The sequence below is a fragment of the Parasphingomonas halimpatiens genome, from assembly GCF_036663795.1.
Classification (GTDB): Bacteria; Pseudomonadota; Alphaproteobacteria; order Sphingomonadales; family Sphingomonadaceae; genus Sphingomonas.
The window spans coordinates 19,185-41,043 of the sequence record NZ_JAXOJP010000035.1 but is presented as its reverse complement, the minus strand read 5'-3'; the positions used below and the strand labels follow the sequence as shown (position 1 = coordinate 41,043).

Annotated in this window: 17 protein-coding genes and 3 pseudogenes; 15 read left to right on the top strand and 5 right to left on the bottom strand. The window is 63.7% G+C overall.

Annotated elements, in window-relative coordinates:
• Window positions 1–529 precede the first annotated feature (529 nt).
• From U1839_RS22625 to U1839_RS22610, 4 genes are all read right to left on the bottom strand, one after another.
• Entirely contained in the window at window positions 530–1,171 is a 642-nt protein-coding gene (locus U1839_RS22625; RefSeq protein WP_332805840.1) for a hypothetical protein, read from the bottom strand.
• 793 nt (window positions 1,172–1,964) lie between these two features.
• On the bottom strand, window positions 1,965–3,410 hold the full coding sequence (locus U1839_RS22620) for a TadE/TadG family type IV pilus assembly protein (protein WP_332805839.1): 1,446 nt from the start codon (window positions 3,408–3,410) through the stop codon (window positions 1,965–1,967).
• Window positions 3,407–3,943, bottom strand: coding sequence for a TadE/TadG family type IV pilus assembly protein (locus U1839_RS22615; protein WP_332805838.1), 537 nt, complete (start codon window positions 3,941–3,943; stop codon window positions 3,407–3,409). Before U1839_RS22615 ends, U1839_RS22620 begins: the two co-directional genes overlap by 4 nt.
• Window positions 3,940–4,452, bottom strand: a complete 513-nt coding sequence (locus U1839_RS22610) for a TadE/TadG family type IV pilus assembly protein (RefSeq protein ID WP_332805837.1) — start codon at window positions 4,450–4,452, stop codon at window positions 3,940–3,942. The genes U1839_RS22615 and U1839_RS22610 overlap by 4 nt, the downstream gene beginning before the upstream one ends.
• Window positions 4,453–4,862: 410 nt before the next feature.
• Here U1839_RS22610 and U1839_RS22605 point away from each other — a divergent pair, with 410 nt between their 5' ends.
• From U1839_RS22605 to mobF, 5 genes and pseudogenes are all read left to right on the top strand, one after another.
• A complete protein-coding gene (locus U1839_RS22605) occupies window positions 4,863–5,180 on the top strand; it encodes a winged helix-turn-helix domain-containing protein (RefSeq protein WP_332805836.1) in 318 nt (105 codons plus the stop codon).
• Between the two features lie 390 nt (window positions 5,181–5,570).
• On the top strand, window positions 5,571–7,175 hold the full coding sequence (locus tag U1839_RS22600) for a DUF1800 domain-containing protein (protein ID WP_332805835.1): 1,605 nt from the start codon (window positions 5,571–5,573) through the stop codon (window positions 7,173–7,175).
• A gap of 18 nt (window positions 7,176–7,193) precedes the next feature.
• The gene (locus U1839_RS22595; RefSeq protein ID WP_332805834.1) at window positions 7,194–8,408 is read left to right on the top strand and encodes a DUF1501 domain-containing protein; all 1,215 of its coding nucleotides are present in this window, start codon (window positions 7,194–7,196) and stop codon (window positions 8,406–8,408) included.
• Between the two features lie 89 nt (window positions 8,409–8,497).
• Window positions 8,498–10,387 (top strand): SLC13 family permease, encoded by a 1,890-nt coding sequence (locus tag U1839_RS22590; protein WP_332805833.1) that lies wholly within the window; start codon window positions 8,498–8,500, stop codon window positions 10,385–10,387.
• A 27-nt stretch (window positions 10,388–10,414) separates the two neighbouring features.
• Window positions 10,415–11,092 (top strand): annotated as a pseudogene (mobF, locus tag U1839_RS22585) (MobF family relaxase); the annotation flags it as partial.
• 297 nt (window positions 11,093–11,389) lie between these two features.
• Here the strand turns inward: mobF and U1839_RS22580 are convergent.
• Window positions 11,390–12,694: an NRAMP family divalent metal transporter gene (locus tag U1839_RS22580; RefSeq protein WP_332805831.1), complete on the bottom strand. Its 1,305-nt coding sequence runs from the start codon at window positions 12,692–12,694 to the stop codon at window positions 11,390–11,392.
• A gap of 378 nt (window positions 12,695–13,072) precedes the next feature.
• On the opposite strand from U1839_RS22580, the gene U1839_RS22575 reads away from it, so the two are divergent.
• The 10 genes and pseudogenes from U1839_RS22575 to U1839_RS22530 all read left to right on the top strand — a co-directional run bounded on the left by U1839_RS22575 (window position 13,073) and on the right by U1839_RS22530 (window position 21,830).
• On the top strand, window positions 13,073–13,660 hold the full coding sequence (locus U1839_RS22575; protein ID WP_332805830.1) for a VanZ family protein: 588 nt from the start codon (window positions 13,073–13,075) through the stop codon (window positions 13,658–13,660).
• Between the two features lie 13 nt (window positions 13,661–13,673).
• The gene (locus tag U1839_RS22570; protein ID WP_332805829.1) at window positions 13,674–13,898 is read left to right on the top strand and encodes a hypothetical protein; all 225 of its coding nucleotides are present in this window, start codon (window positions 13,674–13,676) and stop codon (window positions 13,896–13,898) included.
• 399 nt (window positions 13,899–14,297) lie between these two features.
• The gene (locus U1839_RS22565) at window positions 14,298–15,536 is read left to right on the top strand and encodes a hypothetical protein (RefSeq protein WP_332805828.1); all 1,239 of its coding nucleotides are present in this window, start codon (window positions 14,298–14,300) and stop codon (window positions 15,534–15,536) included.
• 278 nt (window positions 15,537–15,814) lie between these two features.
• Window positions 15,815–16,333: a c-type cytochrome gene (locus tag U1839_RS22560; protein ID WP_332805827.1), complete on the top strand. Its 519-nt coding sequence runs from the start codon at window positions 15,815–15,817 to the stop codon at window positions 16,331–16,333.
• 735 nt (window positions 16,334–17,068) lie between these two features.
• A pseudogene (locus U1839_RS22555) lies at window positions 17,069–17,728 on the top strand (ArdC family protein); the annotation flags it as partial.
• 116 nt (window positions 17,729–17,844) lie between these two features.
• A complete protein-coding gene (locus tag U1839_RS22550) occupies window positions 17,845–19,056 on the top strand; it encodes a tyrosine-type recombinase/integrase (protein WP_332805826.1) in 1,212 nt (403 codons plus the stop codon).
• Complete coding sequence (locus tag U1839_RS22545) at window positions 19,053–19,991, top strand: tyrosine-type recombinase/integrase (RefSeq protein ID WP_332805825.1); 939 nt, start codon at window positions 19,053–19,055, stop codon at window positions 19,989–19,991. Before U1839_RS22550 ends, U1839_RS22545 begins: the two co-directional genes overlap by 4 nt.
• Window positions 19,988–20,980, top strand: coding sequence for a tyrosine-type recombinase/integrase (locus tag U1839_RS22540; RefSeq protein WP_332805824.1), 993 nt, complete (start codon window positions 19,988–19,990; stop codon window positions 20,978–20,980). The genes U1839_RS22545 and U1839_RS22540 overlap by 4 nt, the downstream gene beginning before the upstream one ends.
• A gap of 110 nt (window positions 20,981–21,090) precedes the next feature.
• Window positions 21,091–21,393 (top strand): annotated as a pseudogene (locus U1839_RS22535) (zincin-like metallopeptidase domain-containing protein); the annotation flags it as partial.
• Entirely contained in the window at window positions 21,390–21,830 is a 441-nt protein-coding gene (locus U1839_RS22530) for a DUF2958 domain-containing protein (protein WP_332805823.1), read from the top strand. The pseudogene U1839_RS22535 and the gene U1839_RS22530, both read left to right, overlap by 4 nt.
• The last annotated feature ends 29 nt before the right edge of the window (window positions 21,831–21,859 follow it).

Here is a 21,859-nt window from a genome sequence, read left to right as displayed (position 1 = left end):
CCTATGTTGCCGGCGGGCGGTATCAGTCCAGGCCATCTGCTTCTCCTATCGTCTCGACAACGACGGTGAATCACAACCTACTGATATCGCTCAACCACTTTCCGCTCGGGCTCTTAGCAGAATCGCGATTGTCGGACTGCGCAACGCCACTCCGACCACGGCCCCGATCGCTGCGCCTGCCGTAACAATAATAGCTGTTTTCGCTCCCATTCGTTGCTCCACGCATTTCCCAGGATCATGCACCGCTTATAAGATATCGCTCTCAGCCTGTCGTGTGCGCAGTGCGTCTGGGGCGCCGCCCTTCGGAAAAAGTGCGGCCGGCGGGCGCCGCCCTTGCCAGCTAATCAACCCGGCTGGCTCAATCGCTGATCGACACCGACACCGGCGATCGGGATACGTAGCGCCCTTACAAGCGACGGGGCCGTCCCGATGACGGCCGAATGGCAAATCAGCGCTAGGCCGCCGTCGCACGCCGCCAGTCGACCGTTCGCAAAGCCTGCGGGATCGAGGGTGGACGCTCGTCGCGGCGTCATGCGAGTATGTTGACCGCGCGCGCAGCGACCAGTGCGATGGTCAGCAGAGATACGAACGATTCCGCCATCATCAGAATCTTGGCGCGGGGCGTCAGAGGCATTGTGTCGGTCGGGGAAAATGCCGTGGCGTTGGTGAACGAGAGAAACAGATAGTCAACAAATCCGGGTGACCAATTGCCCGCAAACTTGGCCAGCGTCATTTGCGGGAACAGGAAATCGTCCATTTCCTTGCGGGTCACGCCGCGCGCGGCAGGCCCGCCCCGATCGATGCTCCAGAACCAGAGCGCGAAGATGATCACATTGGTCGCCCAGATGTTGACCGCGTCCAGCAATAGCGTCTGTCCCGACTCACCGGAATGTCCGGCGAGCAGCGCCTTGAGCAGCAGCACGAGCGCCCAGAAGTTCATCAAGGTAATGATCGCCGTCATCACAACGGCGAAGAGACGGATTACGCGGCGTTGACGCGCGATGCTGCGCCAATGATGGTCGGTCGTTGCATCCCGCGCCTGGCCCTGGGTCCAGGCGGTTGCAATGGACAGGGGCGCGAGCAGCGCGAGTTCGAGCGCTGGAGCGAGCCATTGCGGACCAAGCGTGACCTTGTTGATGATCAAAAGCTGCAGCCCAATGATGATCGCCACAGATCCTCGCGCAAGCCAGAAATCGTACCGATGGGTGTGAATTGTGTTGAGTTTCGTACTCATCCTCGGGCAGTCCAGATCAGCCGTGCGTCGCCGCCCGCAAGTCGAACCGTACCGGTGGAAATCTCAAGCGATGGCGCGACGGTCCCGATTGTCGCTGGGGCGTCCCCGAGCACCTGGGCATTTTTCATCGCATTGCTCCAGCCAAATGACACCCGCTAGCGCCAACCAGAGCGTTTACCCTGAAAGCGCCCGCAAAGCGATGGCCGCCCTTCCTTCTCCCATGGCAAATCACTTGGCGTTCGTATTGTAAAGAGTGGTGCTAGCGCCAGTAGCGGGATGGTGCGAACAAGTGCTATTCCGGTCCGCCAATCTTGGCGCTCGGCTTTGAGTCTGCCTGCGCCACTGAATAGCCCGGCAGGTGGTCAGCGGCATTTCCTGTGCGGTCCGCATTGGTCGTCAGCGGGCGGCTATGCCTTATGTTCGGGCCCAAGGGAGGTTCGCGCGTCGTCAACGCCCTATATCGGCGTACAGCATTGCGGCAGCGCCTAACATGACGCCGACGGAGCTGAGACTGAGGATCAATCCGCACCACCGCATCGCCCGTTCGCGCACTGCGCTTGTCTCGCCAGTCCCCCTCATGCGTCCGTGCTACCAGTTGGCTGGCTTGCATTCCAGTTGGATCTGCGCCGAACCGCCACTCGTGGGCGCGCGGATTACGCGGGCCGCAGCGGCTACCGGAGCGTTTGCCTCAGGCCGTGCCAGTCGCGTCCGGGGACCCTGCCGAATGCCGTTACTGCGTCAGGCGAGCGCTCGCCACGGCCTTCTGGAACAGCGTGCCGAGCGCGGTCGAGATGTCGCCGTCGGTCGTCACCTGGTAGAACAGGCCCGGCGAGGCGCAGGCGGTCAACGCCGGCGTGATCAGGTCGGTGGGCGAGAGATAGGGCGTCCGCACATTGGCGATCGACCAGCTGTCCGATGCCGAAGCCGGCAGATATTGCGTGTCGAGGATGGCGATGCGGATGCCGCGATTCTTGATCGCGGTGCACTGGCTGGTCGGGATCGGGCCGATATAGCGCGACCCCCCGCTGAGTTCATCGCGCATGCCGTCGGTGATGATGAACAGCATCGCCTGTGGTGTGTCGCCGCTGTTGTTGGTGCCGAGTCCCGAGACGAGCGGGAGCGTCGCCGATGCGCCGGTAAAGGCGGCGGTATAGTTCGAGCCGGTGTCGTTGTCGCCGACGCCGCAGACGCGACTGTTGTTGGTGCAATAGGTCACCACCTGCGCGTCGCTCACATGCGCGCTGACGTTCGACAGGTTGCTATCGACGCTGTAGCCATTGATCGGCACGGTCGGCCAGAGCTGGCGATAGGTATAGTCGAAGTCCGACAGGCCCATGCGATAGATCGCGTGGTTGTTCTGCGCGGTGGTGGTGGCGAGCGTCGTGAGGTCCTGCACCGCACCCGCGACGAGATCGGTCCGCAGCACGATGTTGGCGTTGCGGGCGACCTGATAATAATCCCAGTAGACGCCGTTGACCCGCGGCGTGCCGCCGGGGTCGCTCGCCGAGGTGCTGCTCTGGTGGCAGGCAAAGGCGCAGCCATTCGTCGCCGCGGTCATCGAGGCAAGCCCGGCGCTGGTCGCGGGCAGGAGCATCGACGGCGACGTGTCGATCATGACGTAGAAGTCGATGTTCGGCGCGACGGCCGAATAGGCGGTCGAGCTGCCGTGGATCGCCAGCGTCGTGAGGCCGAGGATGCCACCGAACGCGTTCTGCGAACTGGCGTGATAGGTCACCGTCGCAGTGCGGCTATAGCTTGCGGTGGTCGCGCTGCTCGACGCCGAGCAGGTCGAGGTCGTGCCGGTGCCGGTCGGCGTCGCGCTGTCGGTGACGGTGATCGCCAGCTGCGCCGGATCGTTGGCGTTGATCGTCAGCCCGGACAGGCCGGTCGACTGGCCGACGAACATGTTCTTCGCAGTCGAGCAGGCGGCGTTGCTCGACTGGTTCATCATCGGCCGCGTCACCGCCGCCAGCGCGGCGGCGTCGGCAGCGGCATTGAGCTTGGTCTGCAACCGCATCGCGCGGCTATAGTCGATCGCCATGCCGGCGGAGAAGGTCAGCGGGATGATCGACAGGCCGACGATCATCAGCACGTTGCCGCGCCTGTCGCGGCGCAGCGCGCCGACGAGCGTGCGGGTGCCGCGCCACAAGCGAAGGGGACTCGCGAGCTGGGTCATGTCATCGTCACCGCAGAGGAAATGCGCGGGCGCATATAGATGGTGTCGCCAAGGCTCAGTGGACCGACCACGCCGAACGACATCGCCGGGACATAGGCATAGGTCACCTCTGCGACGATCGCATAGGTGCCGTTGGTGACCAGATTGGCATTGGCGGTGAAGGTCGCGCCGACCGTATGCGGCGTGACGGCACCGGTCGCCTGGCTCCACACGATCCGCGTCACGCCATTGGTGTCGGTGTAGAGTTCGGAAACGATGATCGTCGCCTTGCTCGTGTCATAGGGTGCCATGATCTGCGCCGAGGCGTTGAGGATCGTCGCCTCGGAGGCGCTGGTCACCGTGGCATATTGCGAGGTGAGATCGGCGACCGAGCGCGCGGTGATCGTCACCTTGCGGTTGCAGCCGACCGCATCCGACACCTGATAGGTACCGAGATAGAGCAGGATGAGAAACGGCGCGGTGAGCGCGAATTCGACCAGCGCGATCCCGCGCTGCTCGCGCCGCAGGCGTTTGAGCGCCCGCACGAGGCTCACGAAAAGGGCTCCGTCTTGGCGACCGAGGTCGCCATCAACAGCCGCTGGCCATTGCCAAGCGTGGCGAGGTTGAAACCGAGCGGGCCGGTCGGCACCTTCCAGATATACATCAGCCGGATGACGACGATGTCGCCAGCATTGCCCGGTGTATAGGCGAAGCTGTTCGAGACATTGCCGTGGCTGTCGAAGGTGATCGTCGGCGCACCCGTGTTGATCGCGCTGAACGAACTCGCACTCCGCACGTCGACCATGAGATTGGCGCAGCTCATGAACGGAGGCAGCGCGTTGCACGCTGCTTGCTTGAACTGGGTCGCGGTATAGCCGCCGCTCTGCGCCTGGCCGGTCATCAGCACGCGCGCGGTCGCCTCGGTCGCGGTTTCGAGCCCCTCCTGCGCGAAATAGACGGTGCTGGTGACGAGGATCGCCATGAGCAGCGCCATCAGCGGCGCGGCGACAAAGGCAAATTCGAGGATCGTGGCGCCGCGCTGGTCGGCGACAAGTGCGCGCACGGAGCGCCATGGACGATATCGCGCGTTGGTCTCCCTGCGATCTGCGTTCTGCCCTCTCATCGCCCTTCAATAGGGCGGCCTGGCTAAATGATAGTTAAAGGCCTAAAGTTTCCATGGCGTTATTTGTAACGCGTTTAGCATTAAATTGTCATGAAATATTTAATAATTGATCTTGGCGATGTAATAATATGACATTTCAATAGCATCCAGTGGCCGCAAAGGCGGTCGTGCCATGCATAATAATTTCAGTTGCGGCGCCTCAGCCAAAATAATAAGGTGCTTTCTTCGGCGTATTTCAGCGACATCGCGCGCCGTTTGTCGATTGAGCCAGAAAAGGAGGCTACCGGGAGAGCCGCAGATGGGGTGACAACATTACTACGTTGGGAAACATATCTCTTAATCGAAATCAAATGTCCCTGTCGATAGCAGGTTATTATATATACTTGACTGACATGGAATTTGACGTTCTCGATGAACTAATAATTAATTCTCCAAATGCGGTCTCAAAGACGAGGCTAGCCAGCTCGCTCTATGTTGGAAGGGCTCAACCAGTATCAAAGACAATCGAAACGGTTATTTGGCGGCTGCGTAAGAAGCTTGCTTTTTCGTGCAATGGCGCCGCGTCCATTGCGACAGATCATTTTGGTGCCGGATACAAGCTGATCGTCTCCGAAGGCTCCAACCTCGACGGCCCACTTGATCAGTCCGATCACCTCCCGCGAAGCTGACCGCCCGCTACAGCGCCGTCGGAGCGTGCGCGTCGGGTCAGCTCCGCTAGCCACCTGTCGCTTGAACTTCAACTGGCCCCGGCTTTTGGAACTGCTCGGTTGAGGCGCTAGGTCGCCAAGGCCTCCATCGTCGAAGATTGGCACCAACGGGCCCGAACGCAATCCGGCTGACGGGCGCCACAAGGTTGCCCGCACGGGTGGAGTGTGGCCATTCACAAAAGAGCTCGTTCTGCCATCGCCTTCTTGAGCATCGCGAAGCAAGGCTCGGTAATGCCGATATCTCCGTTAGGCAGGCGCGTGACGCCAACCTGAAATTTGCGTCATGTTTCCCTGGTGACAGGAGCGGTTCAGGAAACGAGGTGTTCTTGGTGTCGAGGAGATTGCTCGCCGATGCGTATCCACTCAGCGCCCAGTCTGATCCTGGCGACGATCGCGTCCCCCGCGCTGGCGGCCGCACCCGGCGTGAGCGAGGTAGCGTGGGCGAACCGATTGACCTGGGGCGTTTCCGCTGCCCCGATCGAGGGCGCCGCACCCGGTAGCGACCAATGGCTCACTGCGCAGCTCAAGCGCCCGGACGACGCGCTGCCGCCCGGCCCGGCGGCACAGATCGCGGCGATGCAGATCAGTCAACGACAGATAGCCGAGTTGGTCGTCAATGGTGACGCCGCGATCCGCTACGCCAACAAGCTCCCGGACACTGCGCAGAGGGATGCCGCGCGCAAGGCCTACCAGCAATATATGACCAATCTCGCGACTGAGGCGGCGACGCGGTCGTTGCTGCGCGACATCTATGCCCGGGACCAGCTGCGCGAACAGATGACGTGGTTCTGGTTCAACCATTTCAACGTCCAGACGCAGAAGCGCGATATCCGTGCGATGGTCGGCGACTATGAAGACCGGCTTCGCGATCACGCGCTGGGCAGGTTTCGCGATCTGCTCGAAGCGACGCTGCGCCATCCCGCGATGCTCCGCTATCTCGACAACGATCAGAACACGGCGAACCATATCAACGAGAATTACGCCCGCGAGATCATGGAACTGCATTCAATGGGGGTCGGCTCGGGCTATTCTCAACAGGATGTGCAGCAACTTGCGCGGATACTGACCGGGGTCGGCGTGGATCTCAATCACGACGCGCCGAAGCTCAGCCCGGAACGTCAGTCGCTCTACATCCGCGCCGGCCTGTTCGAGTTCAATCCCGACCGGCACGACTTCGGCGACAAGCAGTTCCTGGGTCATGCGATCAAGGGCAGTGGTTTCGGCGAGGTCGAGCAGGCACTCGACCTGATCGCCCGGTCACCCGCGACCGCACATCACGTCTCCGCGCAGATCGCCACCTATTTCATGGGCGATACGCCGCCCGCAGCGCTGATCGATCACATGTCCGCGACGTGGCAGCGGAGCGATGGCGATATGGCCGCAGTCCTGCGGACGATGATTCGCGCACCCGAATTTCGCCAGTCGCTCGGCGGGGCCTTCAAGGATCCGGTGCATTATGCGGTATCGGCCGTACGCGTGATGTACGGCAATCAGGAGATCGTGAACGTCCAGCCGATCCTTGGCTGGCTCAACCGCATGGGAGAGGGCCTCTTCGCGCGCGAAACGCCCGACGGTTACCCGATGGGGTCTGCAGGCTGGGTCGGGCCCGGACAGATGTCGGTGCGGTTCGAGATTGCGCGCCAGATCGGCGGTGGCGCTGCCGGCCTGTTCAGGGCTCCGATCCCGCCAACGGGCGCCAGCATGGCCACCGGTCTCGCGATGGCGGCCGACATGCCTTCGACGATGAACACCGCAAACCCCGGGCCGAGCGTGACGCCGGCAGCTGCCGCACCCCCCGTTCCGGCGCCTCCGCTGCCGCGGTTGCAGAAGGCTGCCTATTACACCGCGATCGCCGCGCTGCTGAACGACCAGACGCGATCCGCGCTGAGCCAGGCGACATCGCCGCAGGATTGGAACGCGCTGTTCCTGTCCTCGCCCGAGTTCATGCGCCGCTGATGTGAACGGAGAAGCTCCATGATTCCCAATCGCCGCGAACTGCTCGCGGGTGCCGCCGCTCTGGCACCGCTCGTCATCGCCGGGCGAGCGTTTGCCGCGCCGCTGGCGGGAAGCCGTTTGCTCGTGGTGTTTCTGCGTGGCGCCTATGATGCGGCCAACATTATTGCTCCGACCGGAAGCGATTTCTATCATCTGTCGCGCCCCACGATCGCGCTCGGCAAGCCGGACCCGACGGACCCGAATGCCCCCCTCGCGCTCGATGCCGATTGGAGCCTGCACCCAGCGCTCAGGGACTCGATCTTTCCGCTGTGGGAGAAGAAGCAGGTCGCTTTCGTGCCGTTCGTCGGGACCGACGATATGAGCCGCAGCCATTTCGAGACCCAGGACACGATTGAACTCGGCCAGTCCATCGGCGCGCACCGTGACTACAATTCGGGTTTCATGGCGCGCCTCGCGACCGCGCTCGGACAGGACAACCCGATCTCGTTCACCGATCAGGTGCCGCTGTGCTTTCGCGGCGGGGCAATGGTTCCCAACGTCTCGCTTAACGCGGTCGGCTCGAGGCCGGCAGTGCCGTCTCGCGATGCCGCCTTGATCTCCGCCATGTACAAGGGCCAGCATATCGGTGCGAGCGACCTCGGCAGCGCCGTTGTCGAGGGTTTCCAGGTCCGCAACGCGGTGTTCAAGACGGTCGCGCAGGAGATGAAGGAAGCCGGCCGCGGTGCGGTGAGTCCCAAGGGCTTCGAACTTTCAGCGCGACGCATCGGGCGCTTGATGCGCGATCAGTTCAATCTCGCCTTCGTGGATGTCGGGGGTTGGGATACGCACGTCAATCAGGGCGGCGCACAGGGCTATCTTGCGAACCATATCGGCGAGCTTGGGCGCGGCCTGGCGGGCTTGGCGGACGAGATCGGGCCAGATGCGTGGCGCAACACCATCGCCGTGGTCGTATCCGAATTCGGGAGAACGTTCCATGAGAATGGCGACAGGGGCACCGATCACGGACACGGCAGCATCTACTGGGTCCTCGGCGGCGGCGTGAACGGCGGACGCATCGCGGGGCCACAGGTCGCACTGTCGCGAGCGTCGCTGAATCAGGGCCGAGACCTACCGGTCCTGACCGACTATCGATCGATGATCGGTGGGCTCGCGGCGCGGCAGTTCGGCTTGGGCGCTGATCGTCTTTCCAGCGTGTTTCCGAACGCCAAGCCAGCGGATCTGTCACTGGTCTGACGGGGCGACAATCGCGGCGTCCCTTTGGAAACCGGACTCAATGCCGGCCGAAGTCGTGCCGCTACGAAAGCGCGAATCAACCTTCAAGATTGAGTGAACGCCCGCCACGATGCCGAATATTCCAAATTCTGAACCTTTGTCGGCTTCACGCGTCAAACGATCGGACCAATCTTCGGTTGTCCGGGAGGGGGAAGCCTCAGGTGGAAACGCCGCAGATATTGTCATTCGTCATCATCGCGGGCGCGATCGTGACGTTCGCGTCGGGCAGGTTTCGCTACGATCTCGTATCGCTGGTCGCCCTGCTGATCGCGATCGCCGTCGGCATCGTGCCCATCAAGAGTGCCTTTTCGGGCTTTACCAGCGATGTCGTCGTCATCATCGCTTCTGCCCTGATCGTCAGCGCTGCGGTCGCCCGATCAGGCCTGCTCGAAGCGGCGTTGACGCCAAGACTGTCACGGCTCAAGTCGTTGCCCCTGGAGGTGCCGGCACTGGCCGGCGCCACAGCTTTGTTGTCGATCATCACCAAGAATGTCGGCGCGCTGACCATCCTGATGCCGACGGCAATCAAACTCGGCCGCTCCGAAGGAAGTTCTGCATCGGCTCTGCTGATGCCAATGTCGTTCATGTCGTTGCTCGGCGGGCTCGTCACGCTGGTCGGCACGTCGACCAACATCATCGTCAGCCAGGTCAGGCAAGACACGCTCGGCAAGCCATTCGGCATGTTCGACTTCGCGCCGGTCGGGCTGGGCCTCACTGCGCTTGGCTTTATCGTCGTCAGTTTCGGCTGGCGCTTGCTTCCGCGCAATCGCCAGGGTCGTGAAAAACTCGAAGAGAGTACGGCAGGCGCTGCCTATGCTACAGAAGCGATCGTTCCGGACGAGCTCCCGAAGGAACTCAGGACCGTCGGCGCCCTCGACCTCGCAAAGGACAGGGTCGAACTCGTTGCGATCGTCCGCAAGAATGGCCGACGTGTGAAGGGGCGCGGTCGGAGCCTCCTCGTACCCGGCGAAATTCTGGTGCTCGAAGGCGACGACGAGGCGCTTGCCAGCCTGTTCGACCGGCTGCCACTGCGACAGGCTCGCTCCGAAAAGGAGATCGAGAAGGACAAGCCCTATGAGGAAGTCAGGTCCATCGAGGCCGTCATCCAGCCAGGTTCACCGCTGGTCGGCACAACGGCGCAGACCCTCCGGCTGCAGGATGAGTTCGGTGTAAAGCTGCTTGCCATCAGTCGCCGCAACGAGCGGATCACGCAGCGTCCTCGCGCGGTGACATTGCGCGCAGGAGACGTCCTGATCCTGCAGGCGGGCGAGCACGCCTTTCCCGACTTCTTTCGCACGCTTTCCTTGCTGCCGCTCGCAGAACGGGCGGTGAAACTCGGCAATTCGCGCCAGCGCTACGGCCCGATCGCCATCCTGTTCACGGCGATCCTGTTGATCGCCTTCAACGTCGTCCCTGTCGTCGCCGGCTTCTTCGGCGCTGCCGTTGTTATCGTAATGATCGGCGCTCTGCCCATGCGCGAAGCATATGCGGCACTTGAGCCGGAAGTACTCATCCTGATCGGTGCGCTCACGCCGATAAGCGAGGCGGTCCAGCATACCGGCGGCACGGCGTTGATCGCCGCTGGACTGTCGCACATGCTGGTCGGGCTATCTCCGCTGCTCGTCCTGGGCGCGCTGCTCGTCATGGCGATGGCCTGCTCCCCGTTCCTGCATAATGCGCCGACCGTCCTCGTCCTGGGCCCGATCGGCGTGCTCGTTGCCAGGCAGCTCCATCTCAACCCGGATCCGTTTCTCATGGCGGTAGCGACCGGGGCGGGATGTGATTTCCTCACGCCGATCGGCCATCAGTGCAATACGCTTGTGATGGGTCCAGGCGGCTATCGGTTCGGTGACTATTGGCGGCTTGGCCTGCCACTCTCGATATTGGTCATCACCGTCGGTGTGCCGCTGATCGCATTCGTCTGGCCGCTCTCAAACTAACGCCTTTTTGCTGCGGTTCACACCCATAATGTCATCATGAACGCGACGCAGGGCGAAGACGGCGCTTGGCGCAGCCTTGAGCCGCGCGCCATCTATCAGCTTCAGAAACAGATCGGCGCGATCTGCCGCCAGGAACTGGCGCTGAAGGTGCGCGAGCTGGGCTACGATATCGATGCGGCCAAGGACTCGATGTTCGAGATCAAGGGCGTGTCCGGCGACGTCATCGCTGCGTTCAGCACGCGCAGTGCCGAGATCGAAGCGGCGCTGGGCGAGCGCGGCACATCGCGCGACGCGGCCAGCGCCGCCGAGAAGCAGATCGCCGCGCTCGATACCCGACAGGCGAAGGTTGCTACCGATCATGCGTCGCTTGTTGCGGACTGGCGTGAGACCGCCAGCCGGGCCGGGTTCGGCTCGGATGCACGGATGGCGATGGTCAGGGACGCCGAGGTCAAGGCGACGAGCGCATACCACCGCGCCGCCATGGGCGCACAGTCGTCGATGGCGGATGTCGCCGTCGCGCGTGCCGCCGACAAGCTTAGCGAGCGGCAATCGGTCTTCTCCATGGCAGCCTTGCAGGAAGAAGCCGGGCGCATTGGCCTTGGCAAGGCATCGCCAGTGAAGTGGCCGCTAAAGCGGGTGCCGTTGACATATTGTGTGCTGACAAGCCCGGTCAGTCCTTCATCCCCCTGGGAGGAACCGTCATAGGCGGCGCTGCGGGATCCCTTGACGAGGATGGCGGGACCACGCTTACGCCCCCAGTCAGGTTGTCGAAAGTATCGATGTCAGCGATGCCGGTAAAACTCCAGGGCCCCGCTTCAGCGAAAGTTGGCGGCGGCGGCCCGACCGTCGCCGCAGGCGGCGTTGCGGCCGACGCAGGCGCCGGTGTCTGGTCCGCTGGCGCCGCTTGCGCGCGAGCGGACGCTGGCATCACACAAATCAGGGCCAGCATAGCCGCAGGCGCACCTGTCCTGAAATCGGCGCATCTGCCGGTTGGCGCGTAACTCATCCGTTCCATGTGGCGAACATTCCGACAGCCGCGGCTAGCATGACGATCGTTGCGATCCAGCCGAGTACTTTGAGCACACGCGGAAGCCGGAAGTGTCCCATTGCCGCCTGATTACTCGACAAGAACATCATCGCGACCATCACCGGCACCGCGACGACCCCATTGATAACGGCACTCCAGAACAAGGCCTTCACCGGATCGATCGGCGTGAAGTTCATCGCGACGCCGATCACCATGGCCACAGCGATCGTGGCGTAGAACGCCTTGGCACGTCCCGGCAGGCGCGCGAGCCCGACATGCCAACCGAATGCCTCTCCAAGCGCATAGGCGGCCGATCCTGCCAGCACGGGCAGAGCAAGCAGGCCGGTGCCGATGATGCCGCTGCCGAAGATCAGGAATGCAAACTGCCCGGCGATCGGCCGCAATGCTTCCGCCGCCTGCGCGGAGGTCTGAATGTCGGTGATGTTATGGGCGTGGAGCGTCGCGGCCGTGGTGAGGATGATGAACAGCGCGACGGCGTTCGAGAGGGCCATGCCCAGCAAGGTGTCGATACGGATGCGCTTGAGTTCGCTGCGGGCCTGTTGCGGCGCGCGCTCAAGCGGTTTTGCGCCGTCGCGTTCCCTGACCTGCTCGACCTCTTCCCCCGCCTGCCAGAAGAATAGGTAAGGGCTGATCGTCGTGCCGAGAATGGCGACGACCACGGTCAGATAACCGCCGCCGCCCGAAACCTGAGGGACGATCAGCCGGTAGGCGACCGTGCTCCACGGAATCTGAACGACGAAGACGACGCCGACATAGGCGAACAAGGAAAGCGTCAGCCATTTGAGCACCGACACGTAGCGCGAATAACGAACGAAGATTTCGAGCAGAAGCGAGACCAGGCCGAACAGCACGACATAGCCGAACTGGGGCCCGCCAATGAGCAATTTGAGTGCCGCCGCCATGGCACCGAGGTCGGCGCCGAGGTTGATCGTGTTCGCGACGACCAGCAACGAGACGATGCCATACAGCAAGGGTGCCGGATAATGCTGCCTGAGGTTTCCAGCGATCCCGCGCCCCGTCACTCGCCCGATGCGCGCACTGATCTCCTGGATCGCGCACATCAGCGGCCAGCTGAACAGCATGACCCAGCCGAGATTATAGCCGAACTGGGCGCCCGCTTGAGAATAGGTAGCGATGCCGCTCGGGTCGTCGTCGGACGCGCCGGTGATCAGACCCGGCCCGAGGATTTCCAGCAATTTCGGCGCCGGTGGCTCCTTGATGTCATCGCGCGCTTCGGGCTGCAGGGCGGAGTCGGTCATGTTCGGCGCCTCGACGAGCGTTGGAGTGATCCTGGCGCACTCCCGACGCGCCGCGTGCGCTCATAAACACCGCTATGGCGAAAAAGTTTGATTGCGGCCGGCGATCAGCAGGAAAATTTCCCCTCCGGGAGTCGAGCGATCCGATATTACTTTGGAATGTCATTGACTTGAAAGCGACCTCGAAGGTCTTGCTGGTCACCGCGGACACACGCCTCTGCAAGCTTCGCAAAGCGGTGCGCGCCCACATCGCGAGCCCGCGATCAGCACCACGGGTCTAGTCTTAATGCCTGCGTCACCTCGGTTTCATCATGATGATGGTCAAGGCCCGGTGGACACCGCCCAGCCATTTGTGCGCCACGGCGAGCAGGATAAGCAGCGATGACATTCTTACGACCCGTCTCGTCGCGGCTTGCGGCGGCGCTCCGCGGCGCATTCTGGGGCGCACTGGTACTCGCCGTCACGATGGCGCTGCTACCGCATCCGCCAGCACTGCCGGTCGACGCCTTCGGTGACAAGTTCGAGCATGTGCTCGCGTTCAGCATCATGGCGCTCCTCGCGGCCTTCGCATATCCGCTCATGCCACTTGCTCGGATCGGCGAGCGCCTTTCGTTTCTTGGCGCTCTGATCGAGGTGTTTCAGTCGATTCCCGCGTTGCACCGAGATTGCGATATCCGGGACTGGATCGCAGATTCGATCGCGATCATCGTGTCGCTCGCTGTCTTGCGCTGGTTGGGTCTGAAATCGCACGTGGGCAGTGGTTCAGACGGACAAGTCCCCGACGCCGACTTTGGCTCAAGACATATGCAGTCACGCCACGATCCGGTGCCGACCGGGGAACGGTCTCGCCGCACTGCGATGGCGCGCGGCATCGCTCAGGGATCGCGGGCGGTCGCGCCGTCCCGTGCGCGACCGACTGAAACGCTTGCAGCGTCGGTATGTCCGCATGGATGTGCCATGGGTGACTGAACGACAGAAAGCTATGACCATTCCAGAATACACAGTTTGGGTCTTCCGCAACGATGGCGGCATGCTCGCGCTCGTCGATGAACCCCTTGGGACCGCGCTCCCGCCACGCCAGGGACCATGGGATTTCGTCAAGCTGGCGAGCCTGTCAGCAACGATGCCGGATGAGCAGCATGCGCTCGCGCTCATCACTGTTCACGGCTATTGCTGTTTTGACGAAACCCCCGACGAAGCGCTGTAAATGCGCGGCGCAATCAGCCGGCAAGCGAGACCGGCGCTACGATCGGTCCGTCGGCAGTGAGTCCGGCGCTCGCGCGGCCTTGGCTGTTGATTTCCACTGAGAGCTGACCCGGGAGGCGCATAATTTCCACTGAGAAGTGACCCATGTTTTGACCTTCCCCCTGGCTGCCTGGTCGGGGGACACTGGAGTGATCGACATGGCTTTATTGAGCGTTATCCGGCGCTGGCATTTCCGCGATCAGATGCCGATCCGAGAGATCGAGCGTCGCACGGCAACCCATGCCCAGCTTCCCCGACGCGCTCAACGCCTGGCTTGAGGCGCAGTGCATCGCGCAATGGGCGCAGATCGAACATGGCGTGCTGCCCGGCAGATCGCGATGACGAGACGGAACAGCCGTCGTTGCGCGCAATTCTCGACGCAGGTCTGATGGGACACGGCCCGATGATGGTGCCGGTAGGGATCTTGTATGACACGCCGGAGAACGCGCTCGCCGAGCTTCGCTATGTTAAACGGGCCGGTCTGCCGGTTCACCAGGTCGAGCTCGGCGAAGAGCCCGATGGCCAGCTTGTCTCGGCGGCGGATTACGGAGGGCTGTTTCTGGAATTCGCACGGCGGATCCATCAAGCCGCACCCGAAATTTCGGTTGGTGGACCAAGCCTCGTCAACGGCATATCGGACACCTGGCTGGACGGTGACGAGGACCAGTCCTGGACCAGCCAATTTTTCAAGTATCTCCATGCGCATCACGGTCTCGACCAACTTGGCTTCTTTTCGTTCGAATTGTTTCCATTCGACAATATGTGCGGCTCGGCGCGCGCGAAACTTCTCCGTGCCAACGGATCGATGAGGGAGCTCTACAAGAGACTGGGTGAAGATGGGGTGCCAACGACCATTCCCTGGGTAATCAGCGAATATGGCTTCTCCGCTTTCGCGGGCCAGGCAATGGTAGAAATGCCCAGCGCACTGCTCAACGCCGACATGGTTGCCGATTTCCTGACGCGAGGGGGCTCGGCGAGCTATCTCTATGGTTACGGACCCAACCGGTTGCTGGATGGTGAGGTACACTGTGCCGGGCGCGGCAACATGATGCTATGGCAGGCCGACGAGAAGGGTGAGGCGCGCTGGCCGATGCCGACCTATTTCGGGGCCCGTATGTTGACCCAGTTTTGGGCCCAGCCAGGTGCGGCGCAGCACCTCCTCTACCGCGCGACCGCAAACGTCCGCGACCGGCATGGTCGCGCGTCGGTCACCGCATATCCGGTGCTTCGCCCCGATGGACGATGGGCGCTGATGCTGATTAATCGCGCGGCGACGCCGATCTCGGCGAAGGTGCATTTTCGCCTTGCAGCGGCGGGCGCGCCAGGTCCGGCTGTCGCGGCCGGACGGCCGGTTGTCGTCGCGCAATATGGGCCAGCGCAATATGCCTGGCGGCCCGGGCATCCCGATGGACATCCCATCCGGGACCGCGCGCCCAAGTCGTTCACCATTCCGAATTGGAACTCTCCCATCACACTACCGGCGGTATCTCTGACGGTCCTGCGCGGCGATGCGAGTACGAACATGGTGATGGCGGCGCGGGAACGAGCTGTGCTGCACTCGCCCCTTGGCTCCGCGTCATCGTCGAGGGCCGCTCCCTGAAGCCAACCATGATGGTGGCTACCACCAGGATGAAAGACGGGGTGCCCTTCGACATTGCGGGAACGACGAACCTGTAGACCGTCGCCGTTCCGGAAAGCATCACCTGGCGCGATGCCGACATCGTCAAAAAGCAATGCTGTCAGCAATTGGCATTGCCGGCCGCGGATAAGCGGCTCGAGCGGGGCTCGGCTCGTGCCTCTGTCAGGGGAACCTATCGCCGTGCCAAGCGTGTAGAGTTGATGGGCGCTGAATTCGGTGCTGCGAGGAGCATCCATACAATGCGCGGTTTCATCACTGGCGTCGTCACCGTCGTCATTGTCGGGCTGATTGCCGCATATTTGCTGCTGCGGAGCGGCGTGATTCCCGCCAATGCCGATGCCAAGCCCGGCGGCTTGGAACTCTGGGCCGCGAATACCTCGCTGAGCGCGACACTGCGAAGAGTGGCGCCGAAAGGACCTAACCCGGTGGCGTTGACCGACGCCAATCTGATCGAAGGTGTCACGCTATACGGTCAGCACTGTGCGATATGCCACGGCACAGCAGCTGGCGACGCCACGTCATCGCCCGTAGCCAAAGGGCTTTATCCCGCGCCGCCGCAACTCGCGACAGAGGGTGTCGAGGATGATGCGGAAGGTGTTTCGTACTGGAAGATCAAGCACGGAATCCGGCTCACCGGTATGCCGTCCTGGGCCACGACGCTCAACGACCGACAAATCTGGACGATCGCTCTCTTCTTGAAGCACATGGACAAGCTACCCGCTGGTCCACAAGCTGTCTGGAAGCAGGTGAAGAAATAGCCGATCACGTCGATTGCAAACTTTGTAAACTGCGCAATCACCATCCATGCCCATGACAATCCGTGAAGGCGTGAATGCCTGTAGGATAACGTCATCCACCCAGTTTTGACGAGCTTTCGCCAGTGACGGCATCGCTCCATTTATCGCTGATCCGAAATGCCGCCACGCATTACTTGCCGTCATTCCCTTAAGATCCTGGGGGATTAGCGCGCGCCTCGCGCGGCTGGTCGCCGCGCGACCCTTCACTATGGCGCGGCGCTGCGGCCGCGCCACCGAGCCCGTCCTGGGTGCGGTCTCGGCCTGAGGTAACGATCAGCTGGCGCGGGTCAGCAAGTCGCTGCCCCCAAAGGAGCGGGCTGTTGTCGTGCACTGGCGACGCAGGCTTACGCCAGAGTCCGGCGCCTTATATGGGCCCGCGGGCTCGCCGACGGAGACAGGCTCCGCGCGGGGAGCCCCTCTTTGTGAGTGGCGGCTGGCGCCGCCGGGGGTGAAGGCGCCGCGCTGACGCGCGGCGGCGTTGTTTTGGCCTCTCCCGGTCAAGCGCGGGTGGGCGGCGCTCGTCCTGGGACCGCCGCGGGCGGCGGCAACCCCGGCTGCGCCGGGGTGCTCCACTTGCGTTCCGCCCCTGCGGGTGCCGCCGTCCGCTGTGGCGGTCCCTTGTCCTTCGCTGCTGCCGCCCACCCCCGCTTGTCCGGGGAGGCCATGGTGGTTGGGGCGGTGGATGGAGGGACAGCCATGCGCAAGACCCGCAAAGTCCGCGCGTCCGGCCCGGACGGCGCCGCGCGATCGAATGTCTATGACGAGGTAACGACCCGCATCATCGCCGAACTGGAAGGCGGGCGCGTGCCCTGGGTGCAGCCATGGGGCCGCAGCGGCGGGGCAGGGGCCGCCATGCCGCGCAACGCGGTGACCGCGCGGCCCTATTCGGGGATCAACGTGCTGCTCTTGTGGGGCGCGGTGATCGAGGGCGGTTACCCGTCGCAAGGGTGGCTGACCTTCCGGCGGGCCCAGGAGGCCGGGGGCTGCGTCCGCAAGGGCGAGCGCGGCGTGTGCGTCGTCTATGCCGACCGGTTCACGCCCGGCGCCGAGCGCGAGCGCGCGCGGGAGACGGGCGAGGAAGCGCGCGTGGTGCCGTTCCTCAAGCGCTTCACCGTGTTCAACGTCGCGCAGTGCGAGGGCTTGCGCACCGGGCTTGCCACCGACCCGGCACCCTTGCCCGAGCGCGAGGTGATCCCCGTCGCCGAACAGGTGATCGCCGCCTCGGGGGTGGATTTCCGGATCGGTGGCGACGAGGCCTTTTACGCGCCGGAGCCGGACTTCGTGCAGGTCCCGCCACAGCCCGCTTTCTATGACCAGATCAACTGGTACCGCACCGCGCTGCATGAGTTGACCCATAATGCCGCGATCCGGATTATGCCGCGCGCCGTCGAAATGGCGCGGTTTGCAGCATGATCGCGCCAAGCCCATTCGGCATAATCTTCCTCGCTCCAACAACATGGAGCACGAAGATCATGCCTGAATATCTGGAAACCTGCGTCGGTCCGTACCTGGACTCGTTCGCCAAGAGCTTTGCCGCTGCCAATTACAAGGCGGCCACCATCACGACCTACCGTTCGATCATCAGGAAGCTTGGCCAGGTGATGGACGCGGAAGGGATCGAGCCTTCCGCCTTGACGCTCGATCAGGCCGAACGGCTGGGAAGGATGGTACCGCGAAAGCAGGGCCAGACGATCTGTCCGCACAATCTTGCGCGGCGGTTCGCTGAGCATCTGGTCGATATCGGCGTGGCGCAGCCGGTGCCGCTGACCGAAGCGCAGATCGCGCGTTCCGCTTTGTTGGCGGACTTCGAGACTTATCTCGTCAAACAGCGCGGCCTCAGTTCGCGCACCATCCCGCACACGATGGGCTTCGCGCGCCGCTTCCTCGATTATCGCTTCGGCGAGTTGGTGATCGATCCGGGCCGCCTGCGTCCCGCTGACGCAATCGGCTTCATGGAGCATGTGCTGGCCAGCGCGCGTCGCGACAAGACGGTGGCGACCCATGTCCGCATCTTCCTTCAATATCTGTTCGGATGCGGGGCCACGGCGACCAACTTGGCGTTGAGCGTGCCGAAGACGGCGAAGCGCTGGCGCGCGCGACTGCCGCGCCATCTGTCGCCCGATGGCGTCGATGCCGTGCTCGCCTCTGTCCGCGACAATCAACGGCACGGTGGGCGGGACTATGCAATGCTGCTGCTCATGGCTCGGCTCGGCCTGCGCGCGGCCGAGGTCATCGCGATCCAGCTCGACGATATCGACTGGCGTGCGGGCGAACTGCTGGTGCGCGGCAAGGGCAAGCTGCACGACCGCCTGCCGATCACCGTGGAGGTCGGCGACGCGCTGAGCGGCTATCTTCGTGAGGAACGAGGGCCGGCGACCTGCCGCACGCTGTTCGTCACCCATCGCGCGCCGCATCGACCGTTCAAGGATGGGCAGATCGTCAACGCCATCCTCAAGGAGGCTTTGAAGGCGACCGGGCAAAAGCCGGTGACGCCCTATGTGGGATCGCATCTGCTGCGTCATAGCCTCGCCACCCAGCTGGTGAACGCGGGCGCATCGCTCGACGAGGTGGGCGACGTGTTGCGGCACCGCTCGCGGATATCGACGATGATATACGCTCGGCTCGACATTGATGGACTGCGGTCGATCGCGCAGCCCTGGCCGGTTGCGGGAGGTACGTTATGAGCCTCACCCTCCAGCTCGACCGCTATCTGCGCGTCCGGCGTAGCCTCGGCTACGACCTTGGCACCAGTGAGCGCATCCTCCGCCGCTTCGCCCGGTTCGCCGATCGCGAAGGCGCCGCTCGCATTGACACGGCGCTGTTCCTGCGCTGGCACGCCACGCTGGCCGAGGCCTGCTCCTCGACCCGAGTGGCGAGGCTCAGCGTCGTGCGCCTGTTCGCGCAGTGGCTGAGCAGCTTCGATCCGGCGCATGAAGTGCCGCCGCGAGGTCTGCTGCCAGGCGCCTACAAGCGGGCGCGTCCGCATATTTACACCGATGCCGAGATCGGAGCGATCATCGCGGCGGCCAAGGCGTTGCCGTCGATATACGGCCTGCGCGGGCTGACCTGTTCGACGTTGTTCGGGCTCATTGCGGTCACTGGCCTGAGGATCAGCGAGGCGCTGGCGCTCAATCGCGACGACCTCGACACCGACCATGGCGTCATGCGCGTGCGACAAGGCAAGCTCGGCAGAGAGCGCTTGCTGCCGCTCGACCAGAGCGTCGTTGCGCAGCTGGTGGACTATGTTGCGGAGCGCGACCGGCTGATCGGCCAACCGGCCAAGCCGCTGTTCGTGACCGACAAGGCCACGCGCCTCACTGACTGCTCCGCCCGGTACAACTTCGCGCAGGCCTGTCAGCAGATCGGCCTGCGGACCCATCAGCCATACGGCAAGCATGAGCGTGGACCGCGCGTCCACGATCTTCGGCACAGCTTCGCGGTGAAGACGATGATCGACTGGTACCGCGCCGGAACAGACCCGGCGCGCGAGATGATCCGGCTGACGACCTATCTGGGCCATAGCAATCCCTCCAACACATACTGGTATCTGGAAGCGGTGCCGGAACTGCTCGATCTGGCGATGGTGCGGGCCACCAGCGGCGCGGAGGCGACCCAATGAGCGCCGCCACCTTGCCGGCGCTGGTCCAGCGCTTCTTCACCGACCGGCTGTGCGTTCAGATGGAGGCGAGCCGCCATACGGTCGCGGGCTATCGCGATACGTTCCGGCTGCTGTTGCGGTATGCGAGTGCCCGACACGGCAAGCCGCCGGTCAAGCTGACGATCGAGGACATCGACGCCGATCTGGTCGCCGACTTCCTCGTCCACACCGAGACGGCGCGCGGTAACAGCGCGCGCAGCCGGAACACCCGGCTCGCCGCGATCCGATCGTTCTTCCGCTACGTCGCGATGAGCGATCCGACCTGGCTGCTGCACTGCCAGCGCATCCTCGCCATGCCCAACAAGCGCTATGTGAAGCGCGCGGTGACGTTCCTCGACGGCGACGAGATCGCGGCGTTGCTGGCAGCGCCCGACCGCACGACATGGGCGGGACGGCGTGACCACGCGCTGCTCCTGCTCGCGGTGCAGACCGGCCTGCGGGCCTCCGAACTGGTCGGCCTCAAGTGCGGCGACGTTGTGCTCGGGAGCGGTGCGCACGTCCGCTGCATGGGCAAGGGGCGGAAGGAACGCGCCACGCCGCTGCGTCGCGAGACGGCCAAGCTGCTGGCGGCGTGGATCGGCGCCGACAAGGATGAGAGCAGGCCGCTGTTCCCGTCGATCCGCGGCGAACGGCTGAGCCGCGATGCTCTTGAGCATCTGGTCCGCAAGCACTGCCTGACGGCAGCGCGAGCATGCCCGAGCATCGGCTCCAGGCGGGTCACACCGCATACGCTTCGCCACAGCACGGCGATGGACCTGCTCCACCACGGCGTCGATCCTGCGGTGATCGCGCTCTGGCTGGGTCACGAAAACGTCGAAACCACCCAGATCTACATCCACGCCGACATGCGGATGAAGGAAAAGGCACTCGCTCGCGTCGCCGCCTCCGCCACACCGTCGAGCCGGTTCCGGCCGGACGATCAGCTCCTCGCGTTCCTGGAAGGGCTCTGATTATGCCGAACAGCCGCATGGCCGACGCCAGGAAAACCAACCTCCAGCGGAGGCCATGCGGCATAATCCGGATCGCGGCATTATGGACATTATGCCGATATCGGCATAAGACCCATGCCACCGGTCACGCGTCGCGGCTCGACCGGCACCTGACCACCGCCTTCGGCACCAAGGATTATGCCCGCGAGGAACTGGTGGCCGAAATGGGATCGGCCTTCCTCTGCGCCTCGCTCGGTATCGCGCCGACCGTGCGTCATGCCGATTACCTCGCCTCGTGGCTGGCGGTACTGCGCGAGGACAACAGAGCGATCTTCCGGGCGGCGAGCGCTGCGAGCAAGGCCGCCGACTGGCTGCTCGCGCGCCACGACGCGCTGCACGGCTTTGGCGCGCCCGCGCGGGAGGCGGCGCGATGAGCGAGCTTCTCACCCCCGAGCTTCGCGCGGCGCTGCGGGCCAATGCGCGCGCCCATTGCGATGCGGTCGCCAACGGGCGCGCAGAACCAGACCCGGCACCGGTGGTGCGGCTGTTCAACCCGTGCGGCGCCGCGACCTGGCTCGCGACCGAACTCGCCGAGGACGGCGATACGTTGTTCGGATTGGCGGACCTCGGCTTCGGCTGCCCCGAACTGGGCGTGTTCAGCCTGTCGGAGATTGCGGGCGTCAGGCTGCCGTTCGGCCTGTCGATCGAGCGCGATCAGGCATTCCGGGGGCACTTCCCGCTGTCGGCCTATGCCGAGGCGGCGCGCAAGACCGGCAGCATCATGGCCGCGGAGCGGCTGATGCACGCGGTGCTGCTGCACATCGAGAAGAGCAAGCTTCCCTACCCGTCCGACGAGGGCGGCGCGGGCTGACGTGACGGCCGTTCGCCGCCGATCAGCCG